The sequence below is a fragment of the Brachybacterium sp. ACRRE genome, from assembly GCF_022346485.1.
GTDB classification, from domain to species: domain Bacteria; phylum Actinomycetota; class Actinomycetes; order Actinomycetales; family Dermabacteraceae; genus Brachybacterium; species Brachybacterium halotolerans.
Genome location: NZ_JAKRMO010000046.1, coordinates 26,841 through 35,344, shown reverse-complemented (window position 1 = coordinate 35,344; position 8,504 = coordinate 26,841). Strand labels below are relative to the sequence as shown.

6 protein-coding genes are annotated in these 8,504 nt (G+C 74.3%); 5 read left to right on the top strand and 1 reads right to left on the bottom strand.

All coding sequences use genetic code 11. The features are described 5' to 3' along the window. Positions 1–245: 245 nt before the first annotated feature. The 4 genes from MHY49_RS13290 to MHY49_RS13275 all read left to right on the top strand — a co-directional run bounded on the left by MHY49_RS13290 (position 246) and on the right by MHY49_RS13275 (position 5,759). Positions 246–2,546, top strand: a complete 2,301-nt coding sequence (locus tag MHY49_RS13290; RefSeq protein WP_239204830.1) for an FAD-dependent oxidoreductase — start codon at positions 246–248, stop codon at positions 2,544–2,546. A gap of 167 nt (positions 2,547–2,713) precedes the next feature. Then, positions 2,714–3,535 (top strand): HAD family hydrolase, encoded by an 822-nt coding sequence (locus tag MHY49_RS13285; RefSeq protein ID WP_239204828.1) that lies wholly within the window; start codon positions 2,714–2,716, stop codon positions 3,533–3,535. 66 nt (positions 3,536–3,601) lie between these two features. Beyond that, complete coding sequence (locus MHY49_RS13280; RefSeq protein WP_239204826.1) at positions 3,602–4,444, top strand: SDR family oxidoreductase; 843 nt, start codon at positions 3,602–3,604, stop codon at positions 4,442–4,444. Between the two features lie 109 nt (positions 4,445–4,553). Next, positions 4,554–5,759 carry a MerR family transcriptional regulator gene (locus tag MHY49_RS13275; protein ID WP_239204824.1) on the top strand — a complete coding sequence of 402 codons (1,206 nt, stop codon included), beginning with the start codon at positions 4,554–4,556 and terminating at the stop codon, positions 5,757–5,759. A gap of 68 nt (positions 5,760–5,827) precedes the next feature. On the opposite strand, the gene MHY49_RS13270 is transcribed toward MHY49_RS13275, so the two are convergent. After that, positions 5,828–7,792, bottom strand: coding sequence for a penicillin-binding transpeptidase domain-containing protein (locus MHY49_RS13270; protein ID WP_239204822.1), 1,965 nt, complete (start codon positions 7,790–7,792; stop codon positions 5,828–5,830). A gap of 80 nt (positions 7,793–7,872) precedes the next feature. Between MHY49_RS13270 and MHY49_RS13265 the strand changes: the two genes are divergently transcribed. Then, on the top strand, positions 7,873–8,502 hold the full coding sequence (locus tag MHY49_RS13265) for a hypothetical protein (protein WP_239204820.1): 630 nt from the start codon (positions 7,873–7,875) through the stop codon (positions 8,500–8,502). The last annotated feature ends 2 nt before the right edge of the window (positions 8,503–8,504 follow it).

The following is an 8,504-nucleotide window of genomic DNA, read 5'->3' as shown; positions in this document are numbered from 1 at the left end:
ACAGGGGGCAGAGCGGGACGGACCCTGATGGTGGAACGGCGCAGACCGGCGTGTCACGGGAGGGCTGATGGTGAGGAGCCGTGGCGATATCGCCACGGCTCCTCACCATCAGCCTGTGGACGACACGGAGGCACCTGACCACTCGCCTCCCGATGCACTCGCCGCAGGTAGCCTGTCCTGACGCCTGACGTCGTCGTCCAGACGTCATCACGTGCCGCCCCCACGTCGGACCACCGGAGGTCCCCATGCCCGAGCTCGCCCAGGGCTCCTTCCCGCATCTGCTCTCGCCCCTGGATCTGGGCCCGTTCACCGTGCCGAACCGGCTGGTCATGGGGTCGATGCACGTCGGCCTCGAGGACGAGGCGGACGACGCCCCGAAGCTCGCCGCGCACCTCGCCGAGCGCGCCCGCGGCGGCGTGGGGCTGATCGTCACCGGCGGGTACTCGCCGAACCTCAGCGGGCGCCTCACCCCGCACGGAGCGCAGGTCCGGCCGCGCCGGATGGACGCGCACCGCCTGGTCACCCGGGACGTCCACGAGGCGGGCGGACGCATCGTCCTGCAGCTCCTGCACGCGGGCCGGTACTCCTTCCACCCGCTCGCGGCGGCCCCGTCGGCCGGGAAGTCCCCGATCACCCCCTTCCGCGCGCGCGGCCTCACCCGCGCCGGGGTGCGCCGCACGATCGCCGACTTCGCGCGGGCCGCGCGGGCGGGCGTCGAGGCCGGGTACGACGGCGTCGAGATCATGGGCTCCGAGGGATACCTGCTCAACCAGTTCCTCGCCCCGCGCACCAACCGCCGTCGGGACCGCTTCGGGCGCACGGCCGAGGACCGCCGCGCGGTGCCGCTGGCCGTCGCGACGGCCGTGCGCGAGGCGATCGGTCCGCGCGCCCTGCTCACCTACCGCATCTCGCTGCTCGACCTCGTGCCCGAGGGCCAGGACTGGGAGGAGACGCTCGCGCTCGCCCACGCGCTCGAGGCGATCGGCGTGGACGTGCTCTCCACCGGGATCGGCTGGCACGAGGCCCGCGTCCCCACGATCGCGACGTCCGTGCCGTCGGGCGCGTTCGTCGAGGTCAGCCGGCGGCTCCGCGAGAGCGTCGACGTTCCCGTGGTCGCCTCGAACCGTCTGCACGACCCGCACCTCGCCGAGTCCGTGATCGCCGATGGCTCCGCCGACCTCGTCTCCATGGCGCGCCAGCTCCTCGCCGATCCGCAGCTGCCCGCGAAGCTCGCGAGCGACCGCGAGCGCGAGGTCGTCTCGTGCATCTCCTGCAACCAGGCGTGCCTGGACAAGGTGTTCTCCGGCGAGCGCGCGAGCTGCCTGGTGAACCCGCGCGCCGCCCGCGAGACCGAGCTGACGCTGCTGCCCGTCCCGGTGCCGCGCCGGCGGAGGGTGGCTGTCGTCGGCGGCGGGCCGGCGGGACTCGAGGCCGCCGTCGCCGCGGCGGAGCGCGGCCACGTGGTCACCCTGTTCGAGGCGTCCTCGCAGCTCGGGGGCCAGTTCCTGTTCGCCTCGCGCATCCCCGGCAAGGAGGCGTACGCCGAGGCGCTGCGCTCCTGGCAGTCGCGGCTCGCCGCCGAGGGCGTGGACGTCCGGCTCGAGACGCGGCCCGACGCGGAGACCCTGCGCGGCTTCGACGACGTGATCATCGCGACCGGCGTGCGTCCGCGCGTGCTGGACCTCCCCGGATTCGGGACGACGGCCGGACGACCGGCGCGGGACGTGACGGCCGGACGGACGACGAGCGGGGCCGGGGCCGAGGCCGAGGAGCCCCAGGTGCTGAGCTACGCCCAACTGCTGGCGATGCCCCGCCACGAGGCCCTCGCGGCGGTCGGCGAGCGCGTCGCCATCATCGGCGCCGGCGGCATCGGCGTGGACGTGGCCGAGTTCCTCACCGCCCCCGAGCCGTCCCTCACCGAGGACCCGCCTGCCTGGCGCGAGCGCTGGGGCATGGCCGACCCGGCCGCGTTCCGCGGCGGCCTCGCCCCGTCGGCCGCATCGACGCCGTCCTCCATGTCCGCAGGGCGGGCCCCGTCGGCCCTCGCCGTCGCGGATCGCCCCGGGGCGGAGGCCTCCGCCGCCGTCGCGACCCGTCCCTGCGCCGCACCGGCCCGCCCCCGCGAGGTGCACCTGCTGCAGCGCAAGAGCTCGAAGATCGGGAAGGGCCTGGGACGCACGACCGGCTGGGTGCACCGCGCCGAGCTGCGCCACGCCGGGATCATCGAGCACCGCGGCGTCGCCTACCGCAGCATCGACGCCGCCGGCCTGCACGTCACCGACGGACAGCCCGAGGGACGGCCTGAGAACCAGCCCGAGAACCGGCCCGAAGGGCAGGAGCCGGGGCCCCGCGAGCGAGTGATCGCCGTGGACACCGTCGTGATCTGCGCGGGCCAGGTCTCCGAGCGCACCCTCGCCGACGAGCTGCTCGCCCTGCAGGGCGAGGACGCGCCGCGCGTGCACGTCATCGGCGGGGCCGACGTCGCCGCCGAGCTCGACGCCGAGCGCGCCATCCGCCAGGCCGTCGAGACCGCCGCCGCGCTCTGAGCGCGCGGCCGCCCGAGCGAGCGCGGTCGGGCCGGGCGAGCGCGGTCGGGTCAGGCGAGTGAGGCCGAGCCCGGCGCGCGGTGGTGCCCCGGCAGGCACGCCCGCCTCTTGCTACCGTGCTGATCGGCGCTCTCGCGCCGCATCCCGAATCCGTGGAGGAGTCCCCCATGCCCGCTGCCGCCTCCCCGCGGATCGTCCTCACCGACTTCGACGGCACCTTCGCCGACCACGGCGTGGTGCCCGAGTCCCACATCGAGGCGACCCGCCGGGCCCGCGCGAACGGGCACACGGTGCTGCTGAGCACGGGGCGTGCGATCTGCATGGTGCCGCGCGCGGTGCGCGAGCTCTTCGACGGCGCGATCACGGGCGCCGGAGCGGTCGTCGAGATCGGCGGCGAGCGCCTGTGCGACCACCTGGTGCCCGAGGACGTCGGTCGGCGCGCGGCCGAGGTGCTGCTGGGCCACGGCGTCGGCTTCGCCCTCGAGGCCTCCGACGCGATCTTCACGACCCCGCACACCGCGGAGGTGATGCGGGCGCGGCTCTCCGACGGCGGCCGCGCCGAGCGCAACGCGCGCGAGGTCCTCGCCTCCGTGCAGACCCCGGAGCACCTCACCGCCCACCGCTTCGCGAAGATCTCCGTGTGGGGCAGCCCGGTGCCGATGGAGGTGCTCGCGCGGGAGATCGGACCCGCCCTGCGGCCGCTGCCGAACTCCGTGGCGACCGACGATTCCCACGCCGGGGAGCTCCAGCTGGTCGACGTCGACAAGGCCGACGGCATGCGGCTGATCCTCGCGCACCTGGGGGCCGACGTCTCCGCCGCGATCGCCGTGGGCGACGGCATGAACGACCTGGGCATGCTCGAGGCCGCCGGCACCGCGGTCGCGATCGACGGCGGAGCCTCGGCCCTGCTCGAGCACGCCGACCTCGTGGTCCCGCCCCCGAGCGAGAACGGCTTCGCCCTCGCCCTCGAACGGCTCGGACTGCTCTGACCGCCGGGCCCGTCGGCCCCTGCACCGCATCCCCTCCCCCGCCCCGTCCACCGAAAGGACCGGCCCATGCGCCCGCTGCACCTCGAGAACGCGACCGTCATGGTGACCGGCGCGAGCTCCGGCCTGGGCGTCGAGTTCGCCCACCAGCTGGCCGCCCGCGGCGCCGACCTCGTGCTCGTCGCCCGCCGCGCCGACCGCCTCGCCGAGGTCGCCTCGCAGATCGGCTCCGCGCACGGCGTCACCGTCACGACGCTGACCATGGATCTCGCGCGCGAGGGCGCCGCGGCCGCGCTGCGCCGCGACCTCACCCAGCGCGGCATCACCCTCACCGGGCTCGTGAACAACGCGGGCTTCGGATACTCCGGCGCCCTGCACCGGGTCGACGAGGAGCGCACCCTCGAGATGGTGCGCCTGAACGTCGACGCGCTCGTGGACCTCACCACGACCTTCCTCCCGGACCTGCGGGCGAGCGGGAACGGGATCCTCGTGAACCTCGCGAGCCTCGCCGCCTTCCAGCCGAACCCCGGCCTCGCCGTCTACGGCGCCTCGAAAGCCTTCGTCCTGAACTTCACGCAGGCGCTGTGGGAGGAGTCGCGCTCCGCCGGTCTGCGCGTGCTCGCCCTCTGCCCCGGCCCCGCGAAGACCGAGTTCTTCGAGGTCGCGGGCGAGGCCGCCGCGGCGGGCCTGCCGCGCATGGAGCCCGACGAGGTCGTCGAGGCCGCCCTCAAGGCGCTCTCGCGGCGCCACCCGCCGTCGACCGTGGTGCCCGGGATGGCGAACACCGCGATGGCGCAGCTGACGCGCCGCGTGCTGCCCACGCGTCTGGTGGCCTCCACCGTGGGCCGGATGATGCGGCGCGGCGAGGCGCGCGGAGACGCGCGCGGAGAGGCGCGCGGGCAGGAGCGTTGACCCTCCCCTCGGGGCAGGGACCAGCGTGCGGGGTGCGGGAGATCCCCGCACCGGAGAATCCGGGGCATCACGCCCGGGCGCACCGCCCGGCACGACGAGGAGCCGCACGATGGGAACCGACGGACAGGACGCTCGCGGACGCACCGCTCCCGAGGACATCCTCGGCATCGGGGAACTGGCCCGCCGCAGCGGGCTCAGCCCGAAGGCGCTGCGCCTGTACGACGCCTCCGACCTGCTGCCGCCGCGGCACGTGGACCCGTTCACCGGGTACCGACGCTACGGCGCCGACCAGGTGGGGCGGGCCCTGCTCATCGCCCGTCTGCGGGGACTCGGCATGGGGCTCGAGCGGATCCGCGTGATCTGCGACCTCCCCGCCGACGCCGCCGGCCAGGAGCTGCGCTCCTGGTGGCTGCAGGAGCAGGCCGACGCCCGCACCCGCAGCACCGAGGTGGCCTCGCTGCTCACGGACCTCCGGACGCTCCCGACGGAGGAGAGTCCCATGACCCCCGACCACACCGAACGCACCAGGCGCACTGATCAGACCGGGCACACCGGGCACCCCGGGCACGCCGGCGAACGCAGCGCGACCGCATCCGCCGCCGTCCGCGTCGCGCACGTCCTCGAGCAGGGCGGCGTGCGCGCGACGCAGCAGGACGCCGTGCACGTCCAGGACCTGCCGGGCGAGCGTCTCCTGCTCGCGATCGCCGACGGCTTCGGGGCCGACGACGACCTCTCCGGCCGCCTGCTCGACGCCCTCGGCGAGAGCCTGCGCACGGCCCTCGCCGGCGGCGCGGGCACGCCTCCCGCCTCCGATGTCCTCACCGCGCTCGAGTCCGCGTGGGCCGCGCTCCCGGATCTGCTCCCGGCCGACGGCGCCTCCGGCGCGGCCGTCCTCGCGGCGGTCCTCGACGGGGAGCGCCTCGTGCTCGCCCATCTCGGGGACGGCCGGGCCCTGCTCGTGCGCGAGGGCCACGTCGAGCCGCTGACCAGGGATCACACGCAGGTCGCGTCGCTGGTGGCAGCGGGACGGCTCACCGAGGAGGAGGCAGCGGCGGATCCCCGGCGCGCCGTGCTGAACCGCGCGCTCGCTGCCGGCGCTCCCACGGCGCCCGATCTCATCGCGCGCACGCTCACCGCGGGCGACCGGCTGGTGCTCACGAGCGACGGGATCCACGCGGTCCTGACCCCGGAGGCGCTCGGCGAAGCGCTGCTCGCCGGCGCCTCCCCGGAGCGGACGGTCCAGGACCTGGCCCGTCGGACGCTCGAAGCGGGCGCCCCGGACAATCTCGCCGCGATCGTCGCCGACCTCGTCTGAGCGGGCGCGGGGCCGAGGCCGGGCGGGCGCGGGGCCGACGCCGCGCGAGAGCGGCGCCGGCCCCGCGCTCACCCCTGCTTCTGGGCGTCCTGCAGGACCTCCTTGGCGATGGGTCCGGCGGTGGTCGCGCCGTAGCCGCCGTCCTCGACGAAGGCCGCCACGACCACATCGCCCTGGGCGACGACGACCCACGAGTGCAGCTTGTCGTCCCCGTTCTCGTCGGTCCACTCGGCGGTGCCGGTCTTGCCGATGATCTGATCGCCCTTCACATCCCCGAAGGTGCTCTTGAGCGTGCCCTCGGTGACCACGCCGTGGAGCATGTCCTGCAGCTGGGAGGTCTCGTCCTTCGTCAGCGGGTTGTCGACATCGGGCGCCTTCGAGTCGTCGTCCGCGAGGATGCGGGGACGCACGGTCGAGCCGTTCTGGATGCTCGAGAGCACGGTCGCCATGCTCAGCGGCGAGGTGAGCACGCGGCCCTGGCCCATCATGTCCGCGGCGTGCTCGACGCCCGAGTCGTCGGGGTCGACCTTCCCCATGAACGCGCTGCTGAGGCCCTCGGGCGCGTCCTGGCCGATGCCCAGGGTGGTCGCGGCGTCGGCCAGCTTCTTCTGGGAGACCGTGTCGTACTGCAGCAGCATCGCCGTGTTGCAGGAGTGGGCGATCGCGGTGGCCAGGGACATCTTCCCGAACAGGCTCTTGTCCATCGAGTCGGCGTTCTTGAAGGACCGGCCCTCGACGCTCGCGGTCGCGGGGCACTCGACGGTCGTATCGGGGGTGTCGCCCGCGCGCAGCAGGGACAGCGCGGTCACGGTCTTGAACGTCGAGCCCGGCGCGTACTGGCCCACGAGGCCCACCGGGTAGGACTGGCCCGTCGGGCCGAGCGCGGAGGCCAGGACGTCACCGGTCGAGGGCTGCATGACGACGACGGCGCTCGCGGAGTCCTGGTCCGCGATGGCCTCGGTGGCCTTCTTCTGCAGGTCGGTGTCGAGGGTGGTCTGCACGTCCTTGCCGGCGGTCGCGTCCGTCGCATGGAGCTTCCGCTCCTTGCCGGTCTTCGCGTCCGCCGCGACGACCTCGACGCCCGGGGTGCCGACGAGGGCGTCGCGCTCGGCCGCGGCGACCCCGCCGCTGCCCACCATGTCGCCCTCGACGATCTTCCCGTCGGACTCTTCGATGTCCTCCTTCGTGGCCTCGCGCAGGGAGCCGAGGACACCCGGCGCGAAGTCCTTGGTGACCGCGAGCGGCTGGGTCTCCTTCTCCTCGTGGTACCCGGGGACGTCGGCCGCCTTGGCGAGCGGGTAGTCGTCCACGGCGCTCTCGCGGATCGTGAGGGCGGGGACGAAGGCCTTCTCCCCCGCGCTCTTCACGGAGGCGGCGAAGGTGTCGGCGTCGATGCCGAGGAGATCGGCGAGCTTCTTCGCGGCGTCCTGCTGCTGGTCGGCGTCGACCTGGGTCTTGTCGATGCCGAGCACACGGACCTCGCGCGGGCCGTAGAGGTCGTCGCCGTCGCGGTCGGTGATCGAGCCGAGGTCCCCCTGGACGGTGCGCAGCGAGACGGTCTCATCGGCCGTGAGATCAGGGGCGAGCTCGGAGGGATCCAGGCTCGTCGCCCAGGTGTCCCCGTCCTCGGTGAGGGTCGCGGTGGTGGTGTAGTCCCAGGTCCCGGCGTCGTGCGGGAGGGTCCAGCTCCAGTCGAGGGTCGCCGTGCGCGTCCCGTCGTCCCCCTTCTCGACCTTCGAGACGTCGACGCTGGGCGCCTTCCCGGTGGCGTCCTGGAGATCACCGAGGGCTTTCTCGCGCTCCTTCTTCGCGCCGGCGGCATCGGTGCCCGTGAGCGTCACGCCGCTGAAGTCACCGCTCGCGAGGGCTGCGGCCAGCGCCTTCGCCTCCTTCGACCCGTCGCCCGCGCGATCGCGGACGATGAAGAAGGCGGCGATCAGGGCGAGGACCACCACGGCGGAGATCCCCGCGATGATCGGCCCGCGACGACGGCGGGTGGGTGTGGGCTCGGAGATTGAGGAAGCAGACGCCATGCGCTCCATCGTCCTGCACCCTGCTGGGATCCGTCCACAGATGCACAGGACCTGCACGGCGCGGCGGATAGGTTGGAGGCGTGAGCGACCCCCAGCCGCCCCTCCGGTCCGCCGCCCTCCGGGCGGCAGCGCCCGTGGCGGCGCGCGCGATCGTCGGGACCCGTCGGCTCGTGCTGGCCGACGCACTGGTCGGGATCACGCTCACCCTCGTCCTCGCGGTGCCCCTGGCCTCGACCATCTCCATCGGCCTCTGGGGGGATCAGCTCACCGGCGAGCCCACCGGCAATCCCGACGACGGGGTCGGAGTGTTCCTCGCCTGGCTCGGCATGAGCCTGCTGGCCCTGGTCCTCGCAGCGCTCCTGGCGATCGCGGCGCTGGTGCTCGACATCCTGGTGCTGATCCGCTCCCTCGAGCTCACCACGGGGCGCCTCGGGGCGGTGGTGCGCGGAGGTCGCCGGCTGCTGTTCGCGCTGCTCGGCGCCTGCGGGATCGTCACGACCCCCGTCCTCGGCCTGCTCTGCCTGGTGCCCGCGCCGGTGCTCGGCCCCGGGACGGCGACCGACTCCGTACTGCTGGTCCTGCTGGGTCTCGCGTTCGTCGCGCCGATCATGTGCCGCCTGCTCATGATCGCGTCCTCCCACGAGCTGGCGATCGTCGGCCTCGCGGCGCCGCCGCGGGGGCGGCAGATCACCGCGGGTCCGCATCCCTAGAC

What these genes read in the sequence shown, in the direction of transcription:
- MHY49_RS13290 (WP_239204830.1), top strand. Translation starts at nt 246, where the DNA reads ATGCCCGAGCTCGCCCAGGGCTCCTTCCCGCATCTGCTCTCGCCCCTG.
- MHY49_RS13280 (WP_239204826.1), top strand. Translation starts at nt 3,602, where the DNA reads ATGCGCCCGCTGCACCTCGAGAACGCGACCGTCATGGTGACCGGCGCG.
- MHY49_RS13285 (WP_239204828.1), top strand. Translation starts at nt 2,714, where the DNA reads ATGCCCGCTGCCGCCTCCCCGCGGATCGTCCTCACCGACTTCGACGGC.
- MHY49_RS13270 (WP_239204822.1), bottom strand. Translation starts at nt 7,792, where the DNA reads ATGGCGTCTGCTTCCTCAATCTCCGAGCCCACACCCACCCGCCGTCGT.
- MHY49_RS13275 (WP_239204824.1), top strand. Translation starts at nt 4,554, where the DNA reads ATGGGAACCGACGGACAGGACGCTCGCGGACGCACCGCTCCCGAGGAC.